Source organism: Mesobacillus subterraneus (assembly GCF_003937825.1).
GTDB lineage: Bacteria > Bacillota > Bacilli > Bacillales > Cytobacillaceae > Mesobacillus > Mesobacillus subterraneus.
In genome coordinates this window covers 62,388-88,457 of sequence record NZ_RSFW01000014.1, presented here as the reverse complement: position 1 = coordinate 88,457, position 26,070 = coordinate 62,388, and the positions used below count along the sequence as shown (strand labels likewise).

The 26,070-nt window shown below is 46.4% G+C and carries 21 protein-coding genes and 1 pseudogene; 19 read left to right on the top strand and 3 right to left on the bottom strand.

Annotated elements, in window-relative coordinates; all coding sequences use genetic code 11:
* Positions 1-160: 160 nt before the first annotated feature.
* Positions 161-1,102, top strand: a complete 942-nt coding sequence (locus EJA10_RS12470) for a DMT family transporter (protein ID WP_125480340.1) — start codon at positions 161-163, stop codon at positions 1,100-1,102.
* A gap of 13 nt (positions 1,103-1,115) precedes the next feature.
* Here EJA10_RS12470 and EJA10_RS12465 read toward each other — a convergent pair whose 3' ends face one another.
* Positions 1,116-2,294, bottom strand: coding sequence for an MFS transporter (locus EJA10_RS12465; protein ID WP_125480339.1), 1,179 nt, complete (start codon positions 2,292-2,294; stop codon positions 1,116-1,118).
* 166 nt (positions 2,295-2,460) lie between these two features.
* On the opposite strand from EJA10_RS12465, the gene EJA10_RS12460 reads away from it, so the two are divergent.
* The 5 genes from EJA10_RS12460 (at position 2,461) to ggt (ending at position 7,607) form a co-directional block, all read left to right on the top strand.
* Positions 2,461-2,847: an OsmC family protein gene (locus EJA10_RS12460; protein ID WP_125480338.1), complete on the top strand. Its 387-nt coding sequence runs from the start codon at positions 2,461-2,463 to the stop codon at positions 2,845-2,847.
* A gap of 288 nt (positions 2,848-3,135) precedes the next feature.
* Positions 3,136-3,756 carry a YczE/YyaS/YitT family protein gene (locus EJA10_RS12455; RefSeq protein WP_125480337.1) on the top strand — a complete coding sequence of 207 codons (621 nt, stop codon included), beginning with the start codon at positions 3,136-3,138 and terminating at the stop codon, positions 3,754-3,756.
* A gap of 133 nt (positions 3,757-3,889) precedes the next feature.
* A complete protein-coding gene (locus tag EJA10_RS12450; RefSeq protein ID WP_125480336.1) occupies positions 3,890-4,726 on the top strand; it encodes a YfkD famly protein in 837 nt (278 codons plus the stop codon).
* A gap of 232 nt (positions 4,727-4,958) precedes the next feature.
* Complete coding sequence (locus tag EJA10_RS23660) at positions 4,959-5,771, top strand: YtxH domain-containing protein (RefSeq protein ID WP_211340565.1); 813 nt, start codon at positions 4,959-4,961, stop codon at positions 5,769-5,771.
* A 150-nt stretch (positions 5,772-5,921) separates the two neighbouring features.
* Entirely contained in the window at positions 5,922-7,607 is a 1,686-nt protein-coding gene (gene ggt, locus EJA10_RS12440; protein WP_125480335.1) for a gamma-glutamyltransferase, read from the top strand.
* A gap of 37 nt (positions 7,608-7,644) precedes the next feature.
* Here ggt and EJA10_RS12435 read toward each other — a convergent pair whose 3' ends face one another.
* Positions 7,645-8,148, bottom strand: a complete 504-nt coding sequence (locus EJA10_RS12435) for a DUF421 domain-containing protein (protein ID WP_125480334.1) — start codon at positions 8,146-8,148, stop codon at positions 7,645-7,647.
* A 185-nt stretch (positions 8,149-8,333) separates the two neighbouring features.
* Between EJA10_RS12435 and EJA10_RS12430 the strand changes: the two genes are divergently transcribed.
* From EJA10_RS12430 to EJA10_RS12370, 13 genes and pseudogenes are all read left to right on the top strand, one after another.
* Complete coding sequence (locus tag EJA10_RS12430) at positions 8,334-8,519, top strand: SE1561 family protein (RefSeq protein ID WP_125480333.1); 186 nt, start codon at positions 8,334-8,336, stop codon at positions 8,517-8,519.
* Positions 8,520-8,696: 177 nt separating this feature from the next.
* Positions 8,697-10,250, top strand: a complete 1,554-nt coding sequence (locus EJA10_RS12425) for a fumarate hydratase (RefSeq protein ID WP_125480332.1) — start codon at positions 8,697-8,699, stop codon at positions 10,248-10,250.
* Positions 10,251-10,369: 119 nt separating this feature from the next.
* Positions 10,370-11,179, top strand: coding sequence for a delta-lactam-biosynthetic de-N-acetylase (pdaA, locus tag EJA10_RS12420; protein ID WP_125480331.1), 810 nt, complete (start codon positions 10,370-10,372; stop codon positions 11,177-11,179).
* Between the two features lie 285 nt (positions 11,180-11,464).
* Positions 11,465-12,325: a DNA-3-methyladenine glycosylase family protein gene (locus EJA10_RS12415; protein ID WP_125480330.1), complete on the top strand. Its 861-nt coding sequence runs from the start codon at positions 11,465-11,467 to the stop codon at positions 12,323-12,325.
* Between the two features lie 15 nt (positions 12,326-12,340).
* Positions 12,341-13,726, top strand: a complete 1,386-nt coding sequence (gene rlmD / locus EJA10_RS12410) for a 23S rRNA (uracil(1939)-C(5))-methyltransferase RlmD (RefSeq protein WP_125480329.1) — start codon at positions 12,341-12,343, stop codon at positions 13,724-13,726.
* 18 nt (positions 13,727-13,744) lie between these two features.
* Positions 13,745-14,248 (top strand): ferritin, encoded by a 504-nt coding sequence (locus EJA10_RS12405; protein ID WP_125480328.1) that lies wholly within the window; start codon positions 13,745-13,747, stop codon positions 14,246-14,248.
* A gap of 139 nt (positions 14,249-14,387) precedes the next feature.
* On the top strand, positions 14,388-14,759 hold the full coding sequence (locus EJA10_RS12400) for a hypothetical protein (protein ID WP_125480327.1): 372 nt from the start codon (positions 14,388-14,390) through the stop codon (positions 14,757-14,759).
* A 161-nt stretch (positions 14,760-14,920) separates the two neighbouring features.
* Entirely contained in the window at positions 14,921-16,999 is a 2,079-nt protein-coding gene (locus EJA10_RS12395; protein WP_246017776.1) for a catalase, read from the top strand.
* Positions 17,000-17,087: 88 nt separating this feature from the next.
* Positions 17,088-17,717: an SDR family oxidoreductase gene (locus EJA10_RS12390; RefSeq protein ID WP_125480325.1), complete on the top strand. Its 630-nt coding sequence runs from the start codon at positions 17,088-17,090 to the stop codon at positions 17,715-17,717.
* Between the two features lie 15 nt (positions 17,718-17,732).
* On the top strand, positions 17,733-19,349 hold the full coding sequence (locus EJA10_RS12385) for an FMN-binding glutamate synthase family protein (protein ID WP_125480324.1): 1,617 nt from the start codon (positions 17,733-17,735) through the stop codon (positions 19,347-19,349).
* A 102-nt stretch (positions 19,350-19,451) separates the two neighbouring features.
* Entirely contained in the window at positions 19,452-20,114 is a 663-nt protein-coding gene (locus EJA10_RS12380; RefSeq protein WP_125480323.1) for an oxidoreductase, read from the top strand.
* A 38-nt stretch (positions 20,115-20,152) separates the two neighbouring features.
* Positions 20,153-20,472, top strand: a pseudogene (locus EJA10_RS12375) (YnfA family protein).
* 339 nt (positions 20,473-20,811) lie between these two features.
* The gene (locus tag EJA10_RS12370) at positions 20,812-22,746 is read left to right on the top strand and encodes a phospholipase D-like domain-containing protein (protein WP_246017775.1); all 1,935 of its coding nucleotides are present in this window, start codon (positions 20,812-20,814) and stop codon (positions 22,744-22,746) included.
* Positions 22,747-22,790: 44 nt separating this feature from the next.
* On the opposite strand, the gene EJA10_RS12365 is transcribed toward EJA10_RS12370, so the two are convergent.
* Positions 22,791-25,850, bottom strand: coding sequence for an efflux RND transporter permease subunit (locus EJA10_RS12365; protein WP_125480322.1), 3,060 nt, complete (start codon positions 25,848-25,850; stop codon positions 22,791-22,793).
* Between the last annotated feature and the right edge of the window lie 220 nt (positions 25,851-26,070).

The following is a 26,070-nucleotide window of genomic DNA, read 5'->3' as shown; positions in this document are numbered from 1 at the left end:
TAATAATCACAATCAATACCCTTAAAAAACACGAAAGCTGCCACCAGAATGGTGACAGCGAAAAGCCAGAGCACAAAAATACATATTGTTTTCACTATTATGTTACCATACACTATATGCTTTTTAAAAGAATAATGCGTTTGTCTAAGGAGATTGTTTGATGACAACAAAAGACTTTTTTTCCCATCCGCTGGGAATCGCCGTTTCCGCAGTGGGTGCGACTTTTTTATGGGGAAGTGCGTTCCCCTTCATTAAATTAAGCTACGGCAGCCTCGATATCAGGCCTGAAGAAATCGGGGAACAAATGCTGTTTGCCGGATACCGCTTTTTCCTTGCCGGGATGCTGATTTTGATCATGTTCCTGCTTCTGAAACGAAATATGAAGTTCAGGCCATCGACGACGATGCCGCTGTTAAAAATCGGACTGTTCCAGACTTTCCTGCAATATGTGCTGTTTTATATTGGGCTGAGTTATTCGACGGGTATTCAGGGTTCGATCATTGCTGGGACAACCTCGTTCTTTCAAATCCTGCTTGCCCACTTCCTGTATCCTGATGACCGGATGAACCGTTTGAAGGTGGCTGGATTGATGATCGGTTTCACCGGGGTTATTTTTGCCAACTGGCCGAACGGAGCGTATGAGATCAGTTTCGGGATCGGGGAGATTCTCCTGATGTTGGCCATGCTCGCAGGCGCATATGGAAACATCCTCGCGAAACAAGGAAGTTCCAAGATGGAAGTCATCTACTTAACGGCATACCAGATGATACTGGGGTCGCTTGGTTTGATCGCGATTGGGGCATTTTCTGTAGGGTTTTTCCCCTTTGAGTTTGACCTGAAGTCCGGACTGATGCTGATTTACCTGGCGTTCCTATCAGCGGCAGGCTTCATTTTATGGAACAATGTCATGAAGTACAACCAGGTAGGCAAGGTGTCGCTGTATTTGTTCCTTGTCCCTGTATTTGGGGTTATTTTATCAGCGGTGCTTCTGGCGGAACCGCTCCATTACTTTGTCATAGCCGGACTGATATTGGTCGTTGCCGGAATCGTCCTCGTCAACAGACCAGCACGCCGTACAAAAAACAGCCTCCCTGCAAGATAGGGAGGCTGTTTCCTTATGCCGACTTTGCCTGGCGGACTGTCGCTTCATGCCGGAAAGCAAGCAGGGCGATGAAGATCAGCAGGAGCATGGTACTAATGACGTAAAAGAAGCTGATCCCTTTCAGCCATTCAATGGCCACCCCGCCAATGAACGGGCCGCTGATGCTTCCAAAGCTGAAAAAGATGCCGCACATCAGGTTGCCAGCCGGCAGTAGATGTTTTGGAAGCAGGTCAGCCATGTAGCTGATTCCGAGTGAAAAAGTAGATCCTACAACTGTCCCCGCTAAAAAGAAGCAGATGAGCAGCCCGGTTGTAGAGTTTTCGAACAAACCGGCCGCCGTAAAACAAAGAAAACCAGATAGAGTAATGGCGATTAGCACATTCCGCCTGCCAAGCCTGTCGCTCAGAATGCCAAGCGGCACCTGGGAGAGTATTCCGCCGATCGCGAATGCCGGTAGCAACAGCGCGACCGCCTCGACGCCAATCCCCGATCTCATCGCATAGACCGGGAAATTCCCGTTCAGGCTGGCCTCCAAAAAACCATAGCCAAATGGCGGCAGGAACGCAATCCATGCATATTTAAAGACGACTCCAAACCGCTTCATCGTCCCGAAAAAAGAGGTACTGTCCATATCGTGTTCAGGGCGCTCGTTTTTCAGCAGCCAGACCGTCAGCCAGGCGGCAAGACTGATCGCAGAGGAAAGAATGAAGGGCAGGGCTGAATTCACCTTTATTAGACCTGTCATCAGCGGACCGGCAGCGAATCCGAGACCGAAGAACAACCCATAAATCGAAATGTTCCGCCCGAGCCGTTCTTTCGCTGAAAAAGAAGTGATCCATGTCTGGGTGGCAAAATGAAGCATGTGATCGCCAATCCCGATGACCAGCCTGAGCACAAACCAGAACCAGAATGACTTCCAAACCGGGAATAGCGCCAGCGACAGGGCGACAGCCAACCCTCCAATGAGGATGATCGGCTTATAGCCAAACCGGCGGAGCGGTGCTTCCATCAGCGGCGAGGCAATCAGGATCCCGATATACAGGCCGGTTGCGTGCAGGCCGTTCATGGACGACGACACGCCATCCTGCTCAAAAATGATCGCAATCAGCGGCAGCAGCATTCCCTGCGAGAAACCAGAAATCGCGACGATTGAAACCAAAATCCAGAAACGAAGATTTATGTTTATATTCATATTTAGATCTCCTAAGCTTTTTGTACTCTTTAGATGTTAACGATTTAAAATTTTTAGTGCAATGGTTTTTATTTTAAATTGCGGGAAAAATAGTGTAATCTCTTGGTATTCGGAAATATTTACTATTTTGTTTTTCCTGTTAAATACGTTGGAGGAGGAAGGTATTATGGAATTTACAATGAAACCTGATGTGGGTTTTTATACAAAAACAGACTTTGGCAGACTGGATGTCGCAGGTGATGATGCCTACGGATTCAGGCCTTATCAGCTGCTGGTTTCTTCGGTTGCCGTGTGCAGCGGCGGAGTTCTGCGCAAGGTCCTGGAGAAAATGAGGATGGACGTGAAGGACATCCATATCAAGGCAGATGCAGAACGCGTCGAGGAAGAAGCAAACAGAGTGAGCAAGATTATCGTCCATTTCCGTATTGCCGGTAACAATCTCGACCAAAAGAAAATCGAGAAAGCCATGGTTCTTACAAGGAAGAATTGCTCAATGGTCCAATCGGTAGTCGGCAGCATTGAAGTCGAAGAGACGTTCGAAATCGTTCAATAAAATGACAAAAAAGCAGGCGTTACACCTGCAGGCCTGTATGGTATAATCGGTATTGGATTTAACCTGCTTTAATATAATAGAACTAATGAACTCTGCTCCGGGAGGACAGGGTTCTTTTTTCGCAGTAAAAAGGATGGATCCAACAAGAAAGACATTAGAGGATTGGCTTTTGCCAGGCAAGTGTTTTAAGGACATTTCAGAGTTGTAATCACTTCAAAATTTCTAGTAAAAGCTTGAGGCTGAACAAGCCTCCAAACAGCAAGGTTATAGAAGAGGAGAATTTATCATATGGCTTTTGTTTATCGCACTCTATTTTTCATCATTGGGTTAACGATTCTATCTTTTGGAGTATCGATGACCATTAAAGCTGGTTTGGGCACTGGGGCGTGGGATGCGCTTAACGTCGGGCTTTCCCAAACGGTGGGGCTGACACCGGGCAGTTGGGTTGTGATCGTAGGAATCATCCTGATTTTCGTCAATGCGGTCCTGGTAAAAAGGCGCCCGGATTTCGCAGCGATTATTACTCTCTTGATTACAGGCGTGCTGATTGACTTCTGGATTTTGCGAGTGTTTGATGACCTGGTGGTTACAGGTTATTTGAAGCAGTTTGCAGTATTTTTGCTGGGGATGGTTGCGCTGAGCTTTGGGCTTGCGGTTTACTTGCAGCCAAGATTCCCGCTGATCCCGATTGACAACTTCATGATGGCATTGCGTGAGAGGTTTGGACTGAATCTGATGGTGGCGAAAACATTGGGTGAAGTGATTGCCCTTTCGGCAGCATTCATTTTCAAAGGGCCCATTGGCATCGGTACCTTGATCGTCACATTTGCGATTGGGCCATTGATTCAATTTTTCTTCCCATATTGCGAAAAATTATTGAACAAGCTTGTTTTGTTGTCTGAAAAATAATCCATATTAAGCAGGGCTCTTTTCGAAAAGAGCCTTTTCTTTTTTTTCATGGAAAGTTTGGATAAAGTCACACGACTCCGAAAACACTATAAGCAAACTTATAAGTTTCTTGTAGTGAAAGGAGTTCAACAGCATGAAAAAAGCAGCAGCTATCCTTGTTATGACAGTTATTTTCATGATGTCCATACTGATGCCGGGTTTTGCTGAGGAAAACAAGGAGAAGAAGGCACCTCAGCAGCCGAAGCAGGCTGAGAAGGCGAAGTATACGGTTCCCAGTTCAGTCATGAACATCACCAAGGATAATACGTATCCGAATCCGACGGAGGATTTGCCGTTCCTGCAGCCGAGCGAGCTGACAAAGAGCCTGCTAAAAACGTCGAAGGTGAAAATCGAAAACCCTGATTTGATCAGGATGCTGAATGAAACATCGATCAACAGCACACCGTTTGCGATTGGCTACCGGGCGATCGTGTACCTTGGGGAGTGGCCATTGAATTACGAGTCGACGGAAACCTCGCCAAACTGGGAGTTTCAGAAGATCAATACCAACTATTATGATAACCGCGGCGGAAATGCTATTTATCAAATTCATTATGTTCAGGAGCAGCAAAAGGTCGTGAAAGGCGGATTGACGGCAAAAATCAAGAATGCGGAGGATGTCCAGAAGATGATGCTGTTAAAAGCAGCGCAGAAATCAGGACTTCCGCTTGCCTTTGAAACCATAGTCGGTGCCGGTACGAAAAAAGACCATATCTATAATATCCAGCCAAAACGATTAGGCTATTTATACGCCTACGCGCCTGCTATTAATGAAAAAGGCAAGGTGACCTATGGCGAGGTCTACCTCATGCTTAAAGGAAGCAAGAAATTTATCGTCGTCAAAAATGTCGTTTCTCAGGGCATTGGAGCGTGGATTCCTGTTCAGGACCATGTCAGCTTCGGGTTTGTCTCCAGTGAAAGACCTAGATAAGGGTTGGCTGTAGTGCACGATCAACAATACCTGGATAAGCGTGAATCCAGGTGAACGTCTTATAGAATAGAAGTAAAACCTGATCAAAATCGGTCAGGTTTTTTTCTTGGAACTTACCGATAATTTTTCCCTCTTGACAAATGGTATATAAATCCTGTTTATCTCTTGTCCGTCCCGGGAAATAGATAGGCATAACAATTAAATCCACCATAAATTAAGGAGGAAATACATTATGTCACAGAACATTTTACCAAACGGAAATAACAATCAATCAAACGGACAATACAATTTGAATGACAATATGTACACTTCATCAGCACAGAACGCAAGCTATGATCCAACGACTGGAACGACTACCTATGGCAGCACATCATCGAACAACTCTTACTCAAATAATTCATACGCGAACAACGCTTACTCTAACAATTCTTCCATGGGCGGCTACTCTGACAGCTATTCATCAGACAGCACAAGCAGCTCGAACAACAGCAAGCTGATGAAAGGCCTGCTGATCGGCGCTACAATCGGCGGTGTTCTTGCTATGCTGGATTCCAACACTCGTACGAAAGTAAAGGATACTGCAGTGAATGTGAAGGATACTTCCATGAATGTCATCAGTGAGGTAAAGAATAACCCGACAGATGTGAAGGAACAGATGATGAACAGCTTCAAAGAAGCTTCCAGCATCCTTAAAGAAGCAATCAGTGACGCGCAGAACCTTTACCAGCGTCTTAACGAGGATGTATTCAGCAAAATGAACGAGGCAAAATCAAACTCTTCAGATGTTGTCCAGACTGTGATGAACGCAAAGGAAGAGCTGAAAGAAGTGGGTTCTAAGGTGAAGGAAGCGGGAACAACTGCTATGGATAACCCTGTAGTGAATTCCGCAACTGATTCTGCTTCATCCACTTCAAGCTCGAATAACGCTGCAAGCAGCTATGCAACAGGCATGGAAAGCCAGCCATCCGACACAACAGGTCTAGGCAAAACATCCAATAGTTTCACTGTCTCACCTGATGAGCAGAAGAACGACAATAACCGATAAGTTCAGATGATGAACCAGCCCTGATTCTTCAGGGCTGGTTTTTTATGCTGAAATGCGGCATCCATTATTTCGGTAGTTTTTAATTTACGCAAAGGGGTAATTTACTTATACAAAGTTGAGATATGACAAGCCAATGGAGGATGAAGGACGATGGGAAAAGATTTTCAACCGCGCAATGCCAAGTGCGATTTTGATAGAGAAACAGCAACAGGAAAGATTTCGATGGCCGCTTCGGCGCATCCGATCGCCACAGACGCAGGAGAGAAAATCCTGCGAGAAGGCGGTAACGCAATTGACGCAGCCATTGCTATCCAATTTGGCCTTAATGTCGGAGAACCGATGATGACGGGCATTGGAGGCAGCGGATTTTTTATGGTGTACCATGCTGAATCCAAAACAACAAAAATATTTGACGGGCACACGCGGGCACCGAAGGCAGCACATCCAGAGCTTTTTTTGGATAAGAAGGGAGAGGTCATTCCTTTTAAAGAAAGGTCGACACATGCAATAGGAGTCGGAGTTCCTGGAATTCTGAAGGCTATGGAAGCTGCGAGGAAGGAATATGGCACGAAGCCGCTGGCTGAATTGATCGAACCTGCCGCCCAGGCTGCTGAAAAGGGTGTAGAGGTCAACTGGGTGATGGAAGAAATCCTCAATACCTTCGATTACCGTCTTGGAGACCATGCGAAGGAACTATTCATGCCTGGAGGCAAGTCGCTTAAGGAAGGCGATGTTTACCAGAAGGAGCATTTGGCGAAAACTTTCCGCATCCTTCAGCGTGACGGAATTGAGGCTTTTTACGAGGGGGAAATCGGCGAAGCGTTGATTTCGACTCTAAAGGAGCTTGGCGGCATCATGGAAATGTCCGATCTGAGGGATTATGAGATTACCATCGATCAACCGGTATGGGGGACATATCGAGGCTATAAGATTGCCTCGTCCAATATGCCAAGCGCAGGCGGGACTACGATGCTGCAAATTTTAAAGCTGCTCGAGGGTTTTGACCTCAGCAAATATGATGCGAAATCATGGGAAAAGTATTATTTGTTCACAGAAGCAATGAGAATTGCTTTTTCAGATAAAATTGCCTTTTCAGGAGATCCAGAAGTCGGTGATATCCCGCTAAAAGGAATGCTGAATGAGGAATATCTGGCTGAACGCAGGAAATTAATCAATTTTGATCGCAGAAATGATGCAGTGGATTTCGGCAACCCCTGGGCCTATACCGGCAGCAAGGAAATCAAGGTGGTCCGCCAGATGTTTGAGCCAGAAAGGGAAAGAAGCGAGACCACCCACTTTACCGTTATGGACAAGTGGGGCAATATTGTTGCCTGCACGTCAACGGTCGAGCATCCATTTGGTTCGGGAATCATGGTGAATGATTATGGCTTCGTGCTGAACAATGAACTGACTGACTTTGATGCAATGCCGGGCGGCCTTAATGAAATCCAGCCAGGCAAACGCCCTGTCAGCTGCAAGACGCCGACCATTATCTTTAAGGATGATGAGCCGGTACTGACACTTGGTTCTCCGGGCGGCCCGACCATCGTGGGTTCCGTGTTCCAGACCATCGTCAATGTTCTTGATTTCGGCATGGATTTGAAAGAGGCGATTGAAGAGCCAAGAATCTTCAATAGTACCGGCCCGCTTATCGGCTGGGAAGCAGGCATCAACATGGAGGCAAAGGGTGAGATGGAAGCGAGAGGATTTGAATTCGCTGAAAAACCATTCCCGATTGGCAACGTCCAGGCGATCCAGGTTGACCGTGAAAAAGGAGTTCTCTACGGAGCTGCAGATTCAAGCAGGGAAGGGAAAGCCGTCGGACTCGATGAATAAAACAATGGCAGGCTGACGAGTGTATCAGCCTGCTTTCTTATTTTTTGACATTAGCTATTGTATCAGCATTTGAATCGGATTTTTTTATGACGGAGATACTGCCATCCGTTTCGAGCACAACTGCCTCAGCATCATCCAATGATTGGATACCGCTCGACCGGGCTGCCTGGAGAATCTCCACTTCGAGAACACGCTCTTTGTTTATCTTATCAGTTAAAAATTCTCCCCTGTAAAACAATAACTGCGGATCAGACTTGATTAGTTTCTTGAATCTGTCGGAATGTACAGACAGCCACGCAACCAGGTACTGAAGTGCAATCAGAATGAAAAATGCCGATAGGCCTTCCATCAGGGCCACATTTTTATTCAGAAGGATTGATGCCAGAGTCGAACCAAGTGCAACCGTCACAATCAAGTCAAAGGCATTCATTTTCGATAAAGTTCTTTTACCCGAAATCCGCAGCAAGATCACTAAACCACTATACGCCAGCACCCCGACAATCAATGTGCGGAAAATCGCGTCCCAGGAATTGAAAAACATACTTTTCACCTCTATGTATGTTTTAACTTAATGTCCCTGTCGTAAACTATTGCTTTAAAAGACATTCACAAACGTGTTGTTGCAGACCAGCTTCGGGGAATAATAGAACCAACTGTTTGATTATTTATTGTAAAATAGACAGATTTTAGGTAGGATGTTAACGATAGTGAAAGGAGCGAGAAAGTTTGGGAAATCCGATTAACGATAAAAATACACAGGTTGTATTTTTGAAACAGCGTCTGGATATGTTCTCTGAATTGCTGGAAGCAATCGATCCTGAAGAGGCAGATCTTGAGGATATCGACCGCATGATCCAGATTGTTGAAGAAATGGATGCAAAATGCCGCGAGTTCAAGAATCGCGATTTGTAAGGGGCCCTTTTACGGGTCTCTTTTTATTTTATGAGAAACTGCCCTTAATTTCCTTGTAACCGATTCCATATTCTATCTTTAAATCAATAGATGATAGGAGTATAATGATATCGGAGAAATTGTTATAAAATTTACACATATAAGATTCACGAACAGGGAGCAGAGAGGGGTAAACTGATGAATATCGAGAAGTTTCAGGAAAGCATGTACGAGCTGATAGTTGAAACATCCACGAACCTGCCGAAGGATGTGCGCAGGGCGATCAAAGCGGCTGCGGAGCGCGAAAATGCGGGTACCCGTTCAGCGATGAGCCTTGATACGATTACGAATAATATCAAAATGGCTGATGACAATGTCTCGCCAATCTGCCAGGATACTGGCCTGCCGACTTTTAAAATCAAGACCCCGGTCGGAGCGAACCAAATTGAAATGAAAAAGGCGATCTATAATGCAATTGCCCTTGCGACTAAGAATGGCAAGCTGCGTCCGAACTCCGTTGATTCACTGACAGGTGAGAACAGCGGCGACAACCTCGGCGGCGGCACTCCAGTCATCAAGTTCGAACAATGGGAAAAAGATTATATTGATGCCCGCCTGATTTTAAAAGGTGGCGGCTGTGAGAACAAGAATATCCAGTACAGCCTTCCAGCTGAGCTTGAAGGACTTGGACGTGCAGGCCGTGACCTTGACGGCATCCGCAAGTGCATCATGCACTCCGTTTACCAGGCACAGGGACAAGGCTGCAGCGCCGGCTTCATCGGTGTCGGCATTGGCGGCGACCGTTCTTCCGGTTACGATTTGGCGAAGGAACAGCTATTCCGTTCAGTTGACGATGTCAATCCGAACGAGGAACTGCGCGACCTTGAAGAATATGTGATGGAAAATGCCAATAAGCTAGGAATTGGCACGATGGGATTTGGCGGAGAGACAACTTTGCTTGGATGCAAAATTGGTGTCATGAACCGCATCCCCGCAAGCTTTTACGTATCTGTAGCTTACAACTGCTGGGCATACCGACGTCTTGGTGTAGCGGTAAATCCTGAAACTGGGGAAATCAAAGAATGGATGTACCAGGAGGGAGAAAAGATCGACTTCGCTCAGCCTGCGGCACAAGAAATCGCTGCAGCAGTTGAAGCACCGGTTGAACAGAACGTTGTAACCCTGACAGCTCCAATTACTGAAGAGCAAATCCGCGGATTGAAGGTTGGCGATGTGGTCAGGATCGACGGCATGATGTACACTGGCCGCGATGCGATTCACAAATACCTGTCAGACCATGATTCACCTGTAGATTTGAATGGGCAGATCATTTACCACTGCGGTCCGGTTATGCTAAAAGATGAAGAAGGCAATTGGCATGTGAAGGCTGCAGGACCGACGACAAGTATTCGTGAGGAGCCTTACCAGGGTGACATCATGAAGAGGTTTGGCATCCGCGCAGTCATCGGAAAAGGCGGGATGGGCGCGAAGACGCTTGCTGCACTGAAGGAGCACGGCGGCGTTTACCTGAATGCGATTGGCGGAGCTGCACAGTATTATGCTGACTGCATCAAATCGGTCGAGGGTGTTGACCTGATGAATTTCGGTATTCCAGAAGCAATGTGGCACCTGAATGTCGAAGGCTTCACAGCGGTGGTCACAATGGATTCCCACGGCAACAGCCTGCATGAAGATGTAGAAAAATCTTCTCTTGAAAAATTGGCTCAGTTCGCTGACAGAGTTTATAAATAAAATGACAAAGGAGGTTCGCTTTATCGCGAGCTTCCTTTTTTGTGTTGCGTGTTTTTTTTAGAAAGAATTTTTTTCTCCTGCTGGCAAACAATAAGGGAAAACATCAATGGAGGAACATCATGAAAACAATCTTTAAACTATTGATTGCCTTGAATATACTGTTGTTATTTGCATTGCCGGCAGCGGTCAGCGCGGAGGAAAATTCCAATTCCCCATTGCATTGGGGCTTCAAGAAAGGGCGGAACGGAAGGCAGGCAGATGCGGGCCGAATGTTCGAAGTCATCCTCGAAGACCATGGAGCGGTTTATAAAGGGGACAAGAAATCAAAGGATATTTATCTTACATTCGACAATGGCTATGAAAATGGCTATACCGAAAAAATCCTTGATACCTTAAGGGAAGAAAAAGTGCCGGCAGCTTTTTTTGTGACAGGCCATTATCTTGAAAGTGCCCCCGAGCTTGTCTCCAGGATGGCCAATGAAGGCCACATCATCGGCAACCATTCCTGGCATCACCCGGACATGACGAAAATCAGCGACGAAAAAATCATGAAGGAGCTTGAAATGGTCCGGGCCGAAACCGAAAGGATCACCGGCAAGAAGGACATGGCTTATCTGCGACCGCCCCGCGGAATTTTCAGCGAACGAACAATGGCAATAGCCAGGGAGGCAGGTTATACCCATGTATTCTGGTCGCTCGCGTTTGTCGATTGGAACACCGACCAGCAAAGAGGCGCACAATATTCCTACGATAAAATCATGAGCCAAATCCATCCAGGTGCGGTCCTGCTTCTGCATACCGTATCAAAAGACAATGCCGACGCGCTCGGAAAAGTGATCCGCGACCTTAAGGAACAAGGATATACTTTTAAAAGCCTCGATGACCTGATGCTAAGCAAAAACGGCATAAAGCACCCGATGATGTATTAATCATTTTTGTCCCGGCATTTTAAGGTGCCGGGACTTTTTGAACTGGAAAGAAACAAGGATTTTTTCCAGTTCGCCAATAAATCTTTGTTTTCGCCAATAAACGGTGCAGTTTCGCCAATAAAATTTTATTTTCGTCAATAAAAAAAGATTATCGCCAATATGTGGCCTGGTTTCGCCAATAAACTAGTTTCCCGTCCATAAGATGTGCAGCAAATCGTCTATTTTTCGTAAAAAAGACGTGAAAATGCTATAATACGGGGAAAATACTAAAGGGCGGTTACTTGTATGTGGGAAGAGAAGGTTGCAATTCCAGGTCCATATGATTTTGATCTCGCGCTGAGCAGGCTGGCGCTGGATCCTTTAAACATAGTTAATATCGAACAGCGTCTCGTAAAAGTGCCGCTCAGGTTCGGGAACGAAAAATTAGTCGCTGAGGTCATCGGAACTGGTACATTGGAGAAGCCTGAATTCCTCGTTCGCGCCAATCATGATCAAGAAAGAACGATTCAGCGCCTGACGGAAATTTTTCAATGGGATGTGGAATTGATCAAGGTCCATGAGCATTTTCAAACGACCGAACTTAAGAATCTGTTCATCGATCACTTTGGAACTCCGCTGGTGCTGGAATTCGATCCGTTTTCGAGCTTGATTAAAAGCATCATCCATCAGCAGCTGAATCTGAAGTTTGCGTTTACTTTAACAGAACGGTTTGTCACAACGTTTGGCGATGAAATAGACGGTGTCTGGTTTTATCCTTCACCGGAAAAGGTGGCAGAGCTCACGGTCGAACAGCTGCGGGAATTGCAGTTCAGCGGCCGGAAAGCGGAATATGTCATTGGCATCGGAGAACTGGCGGCATCAGGGCAGCTTGATTTTGAAAAAATAAAAGCAAAATCAGACGCAGAAATTGCCCAGGAATTGATCAAAATACGCGGCGTCGGCCCCTGGACAGTGGAGAATTTCCTGCTGTTTGCTTTAGGCAGGCCGAACCTGTTTCCGATGGGGGACGTCGGCATCCAGAACGCGTTGAAGAAATTCTTCAACATGGAGCAAAAGCCGACACCAGCCGAGATGGAAAAGTGGAAAGAACCATGGAATCCTTATTTGAGCTATGCTTCGCTCTATTTATGGAGAAGCATTGAGTAATTGGAGTGAAGTTTTATGAAAAAAGAACAACAAACAACAGCGAAATTGCAGCTGAAGCAGACTTTTCCGCTGACAATCAAGCGTCTTGGAATCAATGGCGAGGGTGTCGGTTATTTTAAACGGCAGGTCGTATTCGTTCCTGGTGCGCTGCCAGGTGAGGAAGTGGTCGTGGAAGCGACGAAGGTCCACCCCAAGTTCGCCGAAGCAAAAATCAAGAAAATCCGCAAAAAGTCAGAGCATCGAATCAAGCCGCTCTGTCCGGTGTATGACCAGTGCGGCGGCTGTCAGCTCCAGCATTTGCGCTACGACCAGCAGCTGAATGAAAAGCGTGACATTGTCATCCAGGCTCTCGAACGCCATTCGAAACTGAAGATCGATGCGCTCGACATCAGGCCGACAATCGGCATGGAGAATCCTTGGGGCTACCGCAACAAAAGCCAGTTCCAGGTTGGCGAAAGAGATGGCAAGGTGCTGGCCGGCCTTTATGGCTTGAACTCACACAATCTGATCAACATCGAGCAATGTGCCGTTCAGCATCCGGCCACGACGAAGGCGACAGAAGTGGTTAAAGGCATCCTTCAGGATTTGAAGATTCCGATTTACAATGAGCGAAAGCATAAAGGCCTGGTCCGGACAATCGTTGCCCGAACAGGGGTGAAGACGGGGGAATTGCAAATCGTCCTGATCACGACGAAAAAAGAACTTCCGAAAAAGGACATTATTATTCAGGAAATCAAGAAGCGTCTTCCGGAGGTCAACTCGATTGTCCAAAATGTCAACGGCGAGAAAACGTCCGTCATTTTTGGCAAGGATACCGCAACCCTGGAAGGAAGCGACTTTATCCAGGAAACACTTGGCGACCTTCAGTTCGAGCTTTCCGCGCGGACATTTTTCCAGCTGAATCCTGAACAGACCGTGAAGCTGTACAATGAGGCAAAGTCCGCCGCAAAGCTCACGGGCAAAGAAAAACTGGTGGATGCTTATTGCGGAGTCGGAACAATCGGCTTATGGATGGCAGATCAGGCCGGTGAGGTCCGAGGAATGGATGTCATTCCCGAATCAATTGATGATGCGAAAAAAAATGCCGAAAAGCATGGGGTTCAGCATGCGAAGTTTTACGTGGGCAAAGCCGAAGAGCTGCTTCCAAAATGGCTGAACGAAGGCTGGCGGCATGATGTAATCGTTGTAGACCCGCCGCGGACAGGCTGTGACCAGGAATTCCTGAAAACGGTCCTGAAAATCAAGCCAAAGACATTTGTTTACGTTTCCTGCAATCCATCGACGCTGGCAAAGGATATTCATACATTAGGAAGCCATTATAAAGTAGAATATATACAGCCAGTGGACATGTTCCCGCACACCAGCCAGATCGAGAGTGTGACGAGACTGGTTTTAAAGTAGAAAGAGGAGGAATGACTGATGATCAGTGAAAAGTTGGTTAATGGTTTGATTGAACAAATGAATTATGAATTTTATTCTGCACATGCGTATATGGCGATGGCAGCTTATTGCTCTGCGGAAAATCTAGATGGATTCGCAAACTTCTTCCTGGTTCAGGCAGAAGAGGAACGCTTCCATGCGATGAAGTTCTACAACTTCATCAATGATATGGGAGAGCGCGTGACATTCGATGGTTTCCCAGCCCCATCAAACGAGTTCTCATCCGTGCTCGATGTTTTTGAAAAAGGCCTTGGGCACGAGAAGGAAGTAACACGCCGAATCTACAATCTTGCCGATATAGCTTTGGATGAGCGTGAGCACGCGACGATGACCTTCCTGAAATGGTTCATCGAAGAGCAGGTGGAGGAAGAAGCTCTATTTGACAGCCTGATCCAGAAGCTTCGCAGAATCGATCAGGACAGCAATGCATTCTTCATGCTGGAAAACGAACTGGCACAGCGCACATTCACCGCTCCAGAGTAAAATAGGATGAGCAAACAGGGTTCCTCGTGGAATCCTGTTTTTTAACCTGCCAATTCCAACCAAATGCGTGAAATCCCTTTTCCACTTCCTCAAAACGGGTATCAATACGATAAGAGAATCTTACGATAAGGAGGATCTTATGAAGAAACTACTATTATCATTAGCAGCAGCGGGCCTGCTTGCGGGATGCAGTTCGGACGGACAGGACGGGCCGCCGGAAACGGAAGTAAAGACGCAGGAGGATCCGGTGACAGTCGATTACCTCCAGGAAAGATTCACCGAAGGAATGAGTGTCGATGCATATGCAGTTGAAATACAAACATGGCAGGACAAAGGACAAGCGGCCATCCAGGAAACAGTCAGGCCGCCAAGTGATGAAAACCTAACTGCTGATATTATCCAGGTTGCAGATGGCTTCCTGCTCGTGGTGTATGACAGCACAAAAATCACTTTTGTAAAACCATTCGCTTCTCCTGAAGATGCGAAACAATATGTTGAGGAAAACCTCTAGCAACAAATGCGCCTGCTAAATATCCGTTTAGCGGGCTTTTTGTTGTGGTATACGTCCATAGAGGGGCATGGCCGCAGGTTCGGTGATCAATAGGATGGCAACTTATGAACGTTTCATACATATTGACATGCTTCCAGAACAGAAACGGGAGGAATGAATCAGTGAAGAAAGACGAGAAGAATCAATCTGTGAACGAAAATTCAAAAGATCAGCAGCTTGAGCAATTCAGGTCTGGACATGATGGCGAGGCGCTGACGACGAACCAGGGTGTCCGCGTTACCGATGATGAGCATTCCTTGAAAGCGGGAGTGCGGGGGCCGACCCTAATGGAAGACTTCCATTTCCGCGAAAAAATGACCCATTTTGATCACGAACGAATTCCTGAGCGTGTTGTCCATGCGAGAGGGTATGCAGCACATGGATATTTTCAGGTGTACGAGCCAATGGCTGAATATACGAAAGCTAATTTTTTGCAGGACCCAGGCAAGAAGACGCCGGTCTTTGTCCGTTTTTCAACGGTGGCGGGCTCACGCGGGTCAGGAGACTCTGTCCGCGATGTCCGCGGGTTCTCGACGAAGTTCTATACCGAGGAAGGCAATTACGACCTTGTCGGAAACAATATTCCTGTCTTTTTTATTCAGGATGCAATCAAATTTCCTGATTTGGTGCACTCCTTCAAGCCGGAGCCGCATAATGAGATGCCGCAGGCCTCTACCGCCCATGATACATTCTGGGATTTCGTTGTAAATAACACCGAGTCCGCGCATACGGTTATTTGGGCGATGTCAGATCGTGCCATTCCGCGAAGCTACCGGATGATGGAAGGCTTCGGTGTCCACACTTTCCGGCTTGTCAACGAGCAAGGGAAGGCACGTTTTGTAAAGTTCCACTGGAAGCCTGTTCTGGGAGTACACTCATTGGTTTGGGATGAAGCACAAAAGCTTGCCGGTAAAGACCCGGATTTCCACCGCAAAGACCTTTATGAAGCGATTGAAAAAGGGGATTATCCGGAGTTTGAACTAGGCGTCCAGTTGATTGAGGAAGAGGATGAGTTCAAATTTGATTTTGATGTCCTGGACCCTACGAAAATCTGGCCCGAGGAATTGGTTCCGGTCAAGATCATTGGAAAAATGACCTTGAACCAAAACGTAACCAATGTTTTTGCTGAAACAGAGCAGGTCGCATTCCACCCGGGGCATGTCGTGCCAGGGATTGATTTTACAAATGACCCGCTACTGCAGGGACGTCTGTTCTCCTATACAGACACCCAGCTGACCCGCCTGGGCGGTCCGAATTTCCATGAGATCCCGATCAACAGGCCGGTATGCCCGTTCCATAATAATCAGCGTGACGGTATGCACCGGATGACGATTGACCGCGGACAGGTTTCTTATCATAAGAACTCCCTGCAGAATAATGATCCGCATCCTGCACCTTCGAACGATGGCGGCTTTGAGCATTATCAGGAGAAGGTGGAAGGCAGGAAGGTCCGCCAGCGCAGCGACAGCTTCAACGACCATTATTCACAGGCGATTCTTTTCTGGAACAGTATGTCTGATGTGGAAAAACAGCATATCATCGAGGCTTACAGCTTCGAGCTTGGCAAAGTGAAAAGCAAGGATATCCGGATGAAGGTAGTCAAAATGCTCACAAACATTGACTTGTACCTGGCGGAACAGGTTGCCGACAGCCTTGGCATGAAGGCACCGACAGATAATAAACCGATGGAAGTGACGCTTTCATCACCAGCCTTGAGCCAAATGAACACTGTAAAGCTGCCAAACACAAGGAAGGTAGCACTCCTGGCTGACAATGGCTTCAATGGTGCTGAAGTTTCAGGCTTGATGGAGATGCTGAAAAAGAGCGGAATCACCGCTGAAGTCATCAGCCAGAAGCTGGGCATGCTTAAGGGCGATGATGGCAAAGAAATCGAAGTGGACCACACATTCCTTACAAGCAGCTCGGTGTTGTATGATGCCCTGTATATCGCAGGTGGGCAGCATAGCGTGGACAGCCTGAAGCAGAAGAAGGAAGCGGTTTATTTCGTGGATGAAGCATTCAGCCACTTCAAGGCAGTAGGAGCTGGAAAAGAGGGCTCTGATCTGCTCGCCGCTGCCGGCATCAGTACTGAAGGCGCATCAGGTGTGGTTATTTTCGAGAACAGCAAGGAAGTAACCGGCGAGAGCCAGAAATTTATCGATGCGGTCGTTGCACACCGCCACTGGAATCGAATGGTGTAATTAGTGACAGACGGAAAAAAGAGAAACGGATTTTATCTGTTTCTCTTTTTTTAAAAACTTATCCTGGTTAACCAAAGGAGGGGAACGGATGAAAGTCATCGTGTTTGGTGCACATGGCAGTGTGGGTGAGCATGTTGTCAGCAGGCTGCTGAAGAATGGATATAAATCCTGTGCTGTTGTAGGAAATGAAAACCAAATCGGCCTGCTTAAAAAACGCGGAGCGGCCGAAGTCGTGGTATATGAAGAACGCTTGCTGCCAACTCTTTTCGAGGGATACGAAGCCGCCATTTACCTTACCGGGATCAGTCCAAAGGGATCTTCAGGAAGGACGGTCATGGTGGACCATCAGTCAGTCATTGAGACGGTAAAAGAAGCGGAAAGACAGGGAGTCAAACGTTTTGTGATGCTTAGTGCTGTCACGGCCAATGAGTCGATTGGAGATGAAAGCCGTGAAATTGCTGCGAAAGAAATGCCCGATGAATTACTAAGGCAGTCGAAGCTGACATATACTGTTGTGCAGCCTGGTGCGTTAACCGATAAGCCAGGCAATGGAAAAGTATCAGCAGCGGTAACATTGGAATCAGCAGAGCTGGAAATCCCCCGTGAAGACCTTGCGGAAGTTCTTGTCCAATCGCTTGAAATCGAGGCAACCTTCAACAAAACGTTTGAAGTGGCGGATGGGGATACGACAGTTTCGAAAGCGCTTGCTTCATTATAGGAAAGGAGGATTTTAATGGGTTTGACAGACTACTTAGTGATTGGCCTGTTCATCTTCATCACGCTGATTATCCTTGTTCCTGTCCTTCTCTTTATCTACTTATATTTTAAAGATGACAGGCAAAAGCAGCATTCCATCCTAAGGAATTTCCCTGTGATCGGAAAGGTTCGTTATTTTACCGAGCATATCGGCCCGGAGCTAAGGCAGTATTTATTCAACGCTGATAATGAAGGGAAACCTTTTTCAAGGAAGGAATACCAGGATGTCGTAAAGGCAGGGAAGTATAAGGAGAGATTAATCGGGTTCGGGTCGCTGCGTGATTTCGATGCAGAGGGCTTTTACATCAGGAATACGCTGTTCCCGAAGCTGACAGATGAGATGAAGGTCGATAATGCGGATAAGATAAAGACGAGAGTTTATAAGATTGATGGTGAAGGCCTTTTTACAAGAAAGGAACATAGTGAGGAAAAACTGGTGGATCCATATCTTTTGCAGGATGACGATGCAGTTGTCCTGGGAGAGCATTCGTGCCGTTATCCTTTCAGGGTGAAAGGCCAGGTCGGTCAGTCGGCAATGAGTTACGGGGCACTTGGTGAAAGAGCCATCCAGGCACTCTCAAAGGGCCTGGGACTGGCAGGAGGGACATGGATGAATTCAGGGGAAGGCGGATTATCCAACCATCACCTAGTCGGAAACCCTGATATCATCATGCAAATCGGGCCGGACCTCTTTGGCGTCCGTAAGCCAAGCGGTGAGTTTTCATGGGAAGAGTTCAAGAAGAAAAGTGAAATGCCTCAGGTAAAAGCCTTCGAGATTAAGCTGGCCCAGGGTGCAAAGACGCGCGGCGGCCATGTTGAAGGGGAAAAAGTAACCGAGGAAATCGCCAGGATCCGCCTTGTTGAAGTCGGGAAGACCATCAACAGTCCGAATCGATTTTATGAATTCAGCGATGTGCCTTCGATGTTTGAGTGGATTGAAGAATTGCGCTCGGTAGGAGGAAAGCCGGTTGGAATCAAGATTGTCGTCGGCGACATGGACGCACTGGAAAACATGATTTCTTATATGAAGGAGAGCGGAAAAGGCCCGGATTTCATCACGGTCGATGGAGGCGAAGGCGGAACCGGTGCGACTTACCAGGAACTCGCAGACACTGTCGGGCTGCCGATCCATTCAGCCCTCCCGGTAGTGGATGAAATGCTGCGCCAATACGGAATCAGGGACAGGGTGAAACTGATAGCGTCAGGGAAATTGGTTACGCCTGATAAGGTCGCAATTGCGCTGGCAATGGGAGCAGACCTTGTGAACATCGCCCGAGGGATGATGATCAGCGTCGGCTGCATCATGGCGCAGGTTTGCCACACGAATACATGCCCGGCCGGAGTTGCGACTACGGATAAGAAGCTTCAGGACGGCCTGGTGGTGGACGAGAAGATGTACCGGGTCTGCAACTATATCGTTTCTCTCCGTGAAGGCCTGTATAACCTGGCCGCCGCAGCAGGCCTGGATAGCCCAACAAAGTTCGAACGGAAGCATATCGTCCACAAAGACGAATTGGGCCGTGTCTCTCCAGTTGAGAATTTAATCATCGCAGCCAGAAGGACACAAATGCAAAAAGAACGGAAGATTGATTAGAACGAAACCTGCCCTCAGAAACATCGGGCAGGTTTTTTTGTAGACTAAAAGATTTTTTGTGAAATAATAATGATAAAACTATTTTGCCAGGGGGTTTTGTAATTGGCAGGAAAAACGGCGTTAATTGCCGGTTCGACCGGATTGATTGGAAAGGAACTGCTTCATTTTCTTTTGAATGGGAGCGAATATGAAAAGGTAATCGCCATTGTGAGAAGGCCGTTGGAAAATGCTCATCCTAAGCTGGAAGAAAAAATCGTGGACTTCGATCGCCTGGATCAATATATAGAGAGTTTTGCAGTGGATGATGTATTCTGCTGCCTCGGCACAACCATTAAAAAGGCCAAGACTCAGGAAGCAATGTGGAAAATCGACGTTGATTATCCTGTAGCGATTGCCAGATTGGCCAGCTCACAGGAAGCAAAGAGATTTTTGCTGGTCAGTTCGATGAATGCTGATCCGAATTCGCCGATTTTCTATTCTAAAATGAAAGGAAAACTTGAAGAGGAAATCAAACAGATACCTTTTGAAACAACAGCGATCTTCCGCCCTTCGCTCCTGCTGGGCGAAAGGGAGGAGTTCAGGTTTGGAGAAAAGGCGGCTGCTGCTATTTTTACGAAAGTACCATTCCTCTTTGCAGGCCCTTTCAAGAAATATAGAGCGATTGAAGGAAAGACGGTGGCTTCTGCCATGTATCGTGCCGCACAGTTGAATAGGAGTGGAGTAACGATTTATCCTTCTGAACAGATCCAGGAGATTGGGGGATAACCGATTATTACCTGTAAAAGTGATTGGAGGTGGTTAAGATTCTGGCTATACTATTATTTATCGCGCCGGACTGGCGGAAATCGGCGGAGGCTATCTTGTCTGGCTGTGGATTCGCGAAGGGAAGCCTTATTGGTACGGATTACTGGGCAACGGCATCCTCATTCTGTACGGAGTCATCCCTACACTGCAAAACTTCCCGACCTTTGGCAGGGTGTATGCAGCATATGGCGGAGTCATTATCATCCTTGCAGTCCTTTGGGGATAGGGAATCGAAAAGAAAGCCCTGGATTTATTTGGTTGGCTTGGCGCTGGAATCCGATTGATCGGCGTTTCCATCGTGCTTTTGGCGCCGAGGTGATAGAATAGCGTTTTGTTTCGGCAAGAAATCCTCAATATAATAGTTAACAGCGATTCCATTTAGCTGGAATCGTTTTTTTTATTATACTTGGGAACATGCTGGCAGTTTTTTGGGTCAATTGTTTGATTGGGAAAATTACAGGTTGATTAAACTCCTCAAAAAGATTCATTTTTCGCATTATTTACATTTTCATCATATTTCGACAACATTTTTACATTATGATTATCTTGGATTTATTTTTGAGGAGGTAGTTAAGTTGAAGAAATTGAATTCTTTATTAACCGTAATGATCTTATTGTTTTCAACTCTTTACCCATCATTCATGAAAAGCGTCCAACAGTGAATGCAGCTGAGAATGCAAAGGTGGTCATCAGTGAGATTGCCTGGATGGGGACGAACAAGAGCTATAGTGATGAATGGATTGAGCTTTATAACAATTCCGGGTCTGATGTAGTCCTTGACGGTTGGCACCTGAACGCAGTCGACGGAGCGCCTGCAATTCCGCTAAGCGGGACAATCCCAGCCAATGGCTATTTCTTACTTGAAAAAACAGATGACCAATCGGTAACGGAGATAGAAGCAGACCTTATATATAGCGGCACACTGGGAAATTCAGCTGAGCATCTGAAACTGTTGGATGCATCGGGGACTGTCGTCGATGAAGTTGACTCCTGGTATGGTGGAGACAATACGAAAAAGGCAACGATGGAACGGATTGACCCAGCCGTTTCTGGATTGGATTCATCCAATTGGGCGACTGCCAATGCAAGCTATGCAGATGGATTTGGAACACCAAAAGCGTTCAATTCAACCGGGACTGATGGAGGCGGATCGGGTGGAGATGCAGGTGGCGGTACACCTTCTCCTGAAGCCCCGAGCGTATGCGGTGACAGGACACAGCGACTTAATAATGTAAACGAGACTGAAGGGGCCATAAATGTTTATTTTAATAAGTGCGCCTTCCCGCAGTATGCATCGCCAGGTAACGAAGCGAACTATAATGTAAATTTTGAAGATGTATTAATCAACAGGCTCAAATCGGCTACAAAAAGCATTGATTTTGCTACATATGAAATCAACCTTCCACGAGTGGTTGATACCTTGGTACAGAAGGCAGCCCAGGGGATTGATGTCCGTGTCATTGCTGACTCAAAGGATGCAGCAGATCCTCATTACGCTGAACGCTTTGAAGTGATGCGGATGTATCTTGAAAAAATGGTTCGCGGGCAGGATGGGAAAATTGGCACAGCAGATGACATCACTGTTTTTTCCGATTCCCCGATGTTTGCGCTCGAGGATCAAGAAAAAAGAACGGCTAAAGGATTGCCGGCAAGTGCGGATGATATTAAGCAAGTAACGGTGAATGTAGGGAATAGTGAGACCACAGGCCGCCTGTTTGTCGATGCAGAGGCTAAAGCAGCAGGAAGCTATTATGGTCCTGGTAACCAAATGCATAATAAATTTGCTATAGTAGATAACCGCTGGGTTTTTACGGGTACCTGGAACTTTACCATCACAGGTCTGTATGGCACTGAAGAAAATATGCAAAATGGCATCCTTGACGGCAACCAGAATCATATTGTTGAAGTCAATTGGCCTCAGCTCGCAGGTATCTATGAAACGGAATTTAATGAAATGTGGGGCAGTCATTTATTAGAGCCTGACCCTGTTGCTTCGAACTTCAGCACGCGGAAAACGGACAACACGACACACATCATTGATATCAATGGAAAAAAGGTGGAGATTTATTTTTCAGCAGGTGATAATGCTGTTGGTAAAATGGCCGACTTGATTCGTAACGAAGCTGACTACAATACATACTTTTCGATTTTCGCATGGAGTGAACAGAAGCTCGTTGATGAACTTAAGAATAAATGGGAAGGTTCATATAATGATATGGAGGGGAATCTGACTGGATTTGATGTAAAAGGATTGTTCGATTCCGATTTCTGGAACCAGTGGTGGTCTGCAAGTGTTGATATGACGGGCCGTACGGCTTCACAAACAAGCGCCAATAACCCGAACACACGCTGGAACAATCCAGCGCCCGTTTATAAAGATGCAGAAGCTCGTAAGCTCCACAGCAAAACCATGCTGATTGATGCCGATACGGACAGTGATCCTACAGTTATAGTAGGGTCAACCAACTGGAGTAACAACGGCAACAATGTAAACGATGAAAACATGCTGATCATCCATGACGCCGCAATTACCAATCAGTTCGTACAGGAATTCAATGCCCGATACATTCAAGCTGGGGGTACATTGCAATAATACAAAAAAGCAAAGCGAATCCAATTCGCTTTGCTTTTTTAATCCTAGCTCAATGCTTCTGGAACAGGATTTGCCGTGCTGTTATTTTTCCTGGCTTTCCGGCTGAACCAGCTGCGTTTGACTGCACTCCGCGTGAAGATGCGGTATACAGCCGGGATCAGCAGCAGAGTAATCAGGGTGGCGAAGCTCAAACCGGCGATGATGGCTGTTGCCATTGGCGCCTGGTAGTTGCCTGATCCTCCTGAAGCCAAGGCCAGCGGGAGCATGCCGCCAACAGTTGTCAGGGTGGTCATCAGGATCGGTCGGATGCGGTTTTTGCCTGCTTCGACAAGGGCTTCCTCTACTGAATGGCCCTCGTTGCGCAGTTGATTCGTGCGGTCAATCAGCAAAATTGCGTTATTCAGGACAATCCCGATCAGCATGATGATACCCATTCCAGACATGATGCTTAATTCTTGCTGGGTCAGGAATAATCCAAGTATGACGCCGACGATGGTCATTGGAATGACAGACATGACGATCAGCGGGTGGCCAAGATGATTGAACTGGACGGCCATGACCAGGTAGACAAGGAAGATGGAAATCGCAAGGATCAGAATCATATCCTGAACCAGTTCCTGCTGCTTTTCGAGATCGCCAGCAGGTGCGATGCTGTAGCCTGCTGGCACGTCATACCGGTCCATCAGCTTCTGGACTTCACGGTTGATGGTGCCAAGGTCTTTTCCTTCAATATCTGCTGAGATCGAGATGTACCTTTCGCCATCCTTGTGGGAAATTTCGTTCGGATTTTCGACACTCTTCAATGAGATGAACTCAGATAACTTTTTCTCACCTGAGGGGGTCGGGACTTTCAAATCCAGCAGAGCGGATTTGGTTGCCATCTCTTCATCCCACTTCACTTTTAACGGAACGTTTTCCTCATTGATTTTCAGTTCACCCACAGGCATCTGTAAAAAGGCCTGCTCGATGAATTGCTTGATCTGAGGATGGGACAATCCTGCTTCTTCAATTTCAGACTCTTTCAGCTGGACGACCTGTTCAACAGAGGTCCTTTCAATCGAGTTTTCAACCGCAACAATTCCTTCAATAGACTTAAGCTCTTCTATAAACCCATCAGCAATGGACTGGAGTTCATCAAAGCTTTCACCTGAAATATTGATTTGAACAGGGGAACCCCCGCCTCCAGACATGGCTGCCACAGCGCTCTTCAAAGGAACCTTCCCTTCAAGGCTTCTTAATGACTTGAAAATTTCTTCATTTACATCTTTTTGTTCTCTTGTTATTTCATCGCCTTTTGTCATGTTGATGATCGTATACAACATGTTGCCGTTATCCATTACATAGTTTGATTCAACATCTTGAATCTCATCTAATGCTTTGTTCATCTCACTTACGATTTCCTGTTTTTCTTCCAGGCTTAGACCAGGTTCAACGGTCACCATAAGCTCAGCATATCTGTTCATCATATCAGGCATGATGGTCATTGGAATTTTTGTCACCAGCATAAGGGAACCGACGAGCATAAGGAAGAACAGGCCGATGACAGCAAAGCTGTGGCGTTTTTTCTTGATGGTCCAGGAAATCATTTTGCTGTATCCGCGTACAAGATTACCTTCTTGGTTGGTTTTTTCTTTCTTTTTCAGCTTCAGGAACTTCTCGGATAGAGAAGGAATCAGCGTGAACGAAACAATGACAGAGCTAATGAGTGTGATGGCGACGACAACGGAAAGGATGATCATGAACGAGCCCATCTCCCCGCCAAGCAGGCCAATCGGCACGAAAACGACAATCGTCGTCAGCATTGAAGCCAGTACAGCTGTAGCTACATCCTTCGTTCCTTGAATGACTGCCTCCATATTCTTGATGCCAAGCTCTTTTTTACGGTAAATGGATTCAAGGATAACGATGGATGAATCGACCATCATTCCGATTCCAAGTCCAAGGCCAATCAGTGTCAGCATATTAAAGCTGTAACCAAAAACCCACATCGAAGCGAAAGTGAGCAGTACGGATGTTGGAATTGATAAACCGACAATCAATGTTGCGCGGATATTTCTCAAGAACAGCATCAGGATAGCAACGGCAATAGCGGCACCAATCAGGATATTGCTCGTCACGCCATCAATCGAGTCCTTGACATAATCCGCCTGGGCGACCATTTCGTTCAATTCAACGCCGCTGACCAATCCTTCTTCGCGGATTTGTTTGATTTCTGCACGTACCGCTTCTGCCATCTCGATTTGTGTGGCATCGGCTACTCTGCCTACCTGGACAAAAATGAAATCCTTTGAGCCGTTTTTCCAAACGAATGAGGAGCTTTCGAGCGGCTGTAATTTTACGTCCGCAATCTGTGATAATTTGATAAAACCGCTCGCTGCCGGAATTTGCAAATTTTTAACATTCTCAACTGATTCCAGCTGTGTATTCCATCTTAGGGAAGGAGAGTTTGTTTCATTGTTCAGCTGGCCCAGGGTTGCTTCATTGTTTGCCTGCTGGATTGCACCAATCACCTGTGCAGCGTCCAGCCCATTTTTTGCAAGTTCGTCACGCTTAAGCTCAACAGTCACTTCTTTTTCCAGGCTGCCTGACAGCAATACATCATGTACTTCAGGCAGAGCTTCCAGCCTCGGTTCCAGGGTGTTCTTGGCAAAGGCGGTCATCTTCTCCATGTCAGAGCCAGAAACATCCATGAAAAAATCGTAAGCCTGGCTTGTGCCGAATTGTCCTGTCATCACGTCTTTGACACCGCTAATGTCGGAGGTTGTGGAATTCACCACTGACTCGACTTCTTTGAAAACTTCTTCACCAAGTCCCCGTTCAAACGTGAGCTGCATGGAACTTTTCCCGATGTTGCTGCTCGAAAGGACTTCCTCTACGCCTTCAATTCCGAGGATCTTTTTTTCAAGCGGAGCAGTGATTGTTCGTTCCACTTCAATTGCCGGCATCTCCCCGGCATAGATTTCCACATAAGCACCATCCATCTTTATTGATGGAAAGAGCTCTTTATCCAGCTTTAAAACTGAAAAGCTGCCAATCAATAAAACTAATACAACCATTAAACTGACCAAAATTTTTCTTTGAACAATGAATCTCAATAAACTCATAAAATCCTCCCCAATATTATTGCAAAATAGGATTGTAAAAAAATTCTATTTTATTCACCCAAAAACAGATTATACACATAATAATAGGAAAAAATAACTAGTTTTTTCGGTTTTATTGATATTTTTTCATATTTATACTTGGTGCTGTATGATTTTTTGGGCAAAATCAAGAAATTTTTTCTGTCCTTTTAGATATTTCCATTTTATCCCTCATGCTGAA

Coding starts and splice junctions, on each gene's coding strand:
- EJA10_RS12470 (WP_125480340.1), top strand. CDS start 161: ATGACAACAAAAGACTTTTTTTCCCATCCGCTGGGAATCGCCGTTTCC.
- EJA10_RS12465 (WP_125480339.1), bottom strand. CDS start 2,294: ATGAATATAAACATAAATCTTCGTTTCTGGATTTTGGTTTCAATCGTC.
- EJA10_RS12460 (WP_125480338.1), top strand. CDS start 2,461: ATGGAATTTACAATGAAACCTGATGTGGGTTTTTATACAAAAACAGAC.
- EJA10_RS12455 (WP_125480337.1), top strand. CDS start 3,136: ATGGCTTTTGTTTATCGCACTCTATTTTTCATCATTGGGTTAACGATT.
- EJA10_RS12450 (WP_125480336.1), top strand. CDS start 3,890: ATGAAAAAAGCAGCAGCTATCCTTGTTATGACAGTTATTTTCATGATG.
- EJA10_RS23660 (WP_211340565.1), top strand. CDS start 4,959: ATGTCACAGAACATTTTACCAAACGGAAATAACAATCAATCAAACGGA.
- ggt (WP_125480335.1), top strand. CDS start 5,922: ATGGGAAAAGATTTTCAACCGCGCAATGCCAAGTGCGATTTTGATAGA.
- EJA10_RS12435 (WP_125480334.1), bottom strand. CDS start 8,148: ATGTTTTTCAATTCCTGGGACGCGATTTTCCGCACATTGATTGTCGGG.
- EJA10_RS12425 (WP_125480332.1), top strand. CDS start 8,697: ATGAATATCGAGAAGTTTCAGGAAAGCATGTACGAGCTGATAGTTGAA.
- pdaA (WP_125480331.1), top strand. CDS start 10,370: ATGAAAACAATCTTTAAACTATTGATTGCCTTGAATATACTGTTGTTA.
- EJA10_RS12415 (WP_125480330.1), top strand. CDS start 11,465: ATGTGGGAAGAGAAGGTTGCAATTCCAGGTCCATATGATTTTGATCTC.
- rlmD (WP_125480329.1), top strand. CDS start 12,341: ATGAAAAAAGAACAACAAACAACAGCGAAATTGCAGCTGAAGCAGACT.
- EJA10_RS12405 (WP_125480328.1), top strand. CDS start 13,745: ATGATCAGTGAAAAGTTGGTTAATGGTTTGATTGAACAAATGAATTAT.
- EJA10_RS12400 (WP_125480327.1), top strand. CDS start 14,388: ATGAAGAAACTACTATTATCATTAGCAGCAGCGGGCCTGCTTGCGGGA.
- EJA10_RS12390 (WP_125480325.1), top strand. CDS start 17,088: ATGAAAGTCATCGTGTTTGGTGCACATGGCAGTGTGGGTGAGCATGTT.
- EJA10_RS12385 (WP_125480324.1), top strand. CDS start 17,733: ATGGGTTTGACAGACTACTTAGTGATTGGCCTGTTCATCTTCATCACG.
- EJA10_RS12365 (WP_125480322.1), bottom strand. CDS start 25,850: ATGAGTTTATTGAGATTCATTGTTCAAAGAAAAATTTTGGTCAGTTTA.